The following is a 668-nucleotide window of genomic DNA, read 5'->3' as shown; positions in this document are numbered from 1 at the left end:
CGCAACCGGATCGAGGCCATGTTCGGCAGGCTCAACGACTGGCGGCGCGTGGCAACCCGTTAAGACTGATGCCCGAAAGTCTTCCTCTCAGCCCTCGCACTCGCAGCAATCGTCACTGACTGGCTATCAGGCCTGAACTTAGAATACTTGGTAAGAACAGTTTCGTTAAACTGTCGATCTTGCTCTATCCATGGAGCCCGCTCACGAGATCTTCCAATTTGCCGAACCGCTCAGGCGTGAAGTGCTCTTGGACCTTCTCAACAAGAGCAATAGCAACGCTTTTTTGTTCCCCGTATCCAGAGGCAATGAGACGCGTCGCCAGTTCGATCTTTTGTTCTGTGTGCAGATCAGCGAATTCGGGCTTCAAACTTGCCAGAAAGCGTTTCATCTCAGGCGCTCTTACGCCGTACCCAAGGTACCGCGGATCAGGTTCATTCGCATCAGCAACGTAGGGCGTTCCGTCTCCGAGTGCTTTCAGCCTGGAAACGATTGCTATTTGTAGCGCATCGATGTCGGCTGCCGGTGGAAGATTCATGTTGATGCAAGTCTTGTTACGGACCTTCAAAGCAGACAAGTGACTGGCAACTCCGGCCGCTTTGCTGGAATCCAGCCAACTGCATTGTGTTTGATCCTTCGGAAGGCATAGTTGGCACTGAGATGAAAACTGC

The 668-nt window shown here is 52.5% G+C and carries 1 protein-coding gene; it reads right to left on the bottom strand.

The window, feature by feature from the left end:
* Nucleotides 1-184: 184 nt before the first annotated feature.
* Nucleotides 185-668: DNA alkylation repair protein (locus tag MUB52_RS23930; RefSeq protein WP_263846669.1), on the bottom strand; the 484-nt coding region annotated here is incomplete at its 5' end.

The sequence above is a fragment of the Roseobacter sinensis genome, assembly GCF_025755255.1.
GTDB lineage: Bacteria > Pseudomonadota > Alphaproteobacteria > Rhodobacterales > Rhodobacteraceae > Roseobacter > Roseobacter sinensis.
The sequence above is the reverse complement of the archived record's forward strand: the minus strand, read 5'-3'. Positions and strand labels throughout refer to the sequence as shown.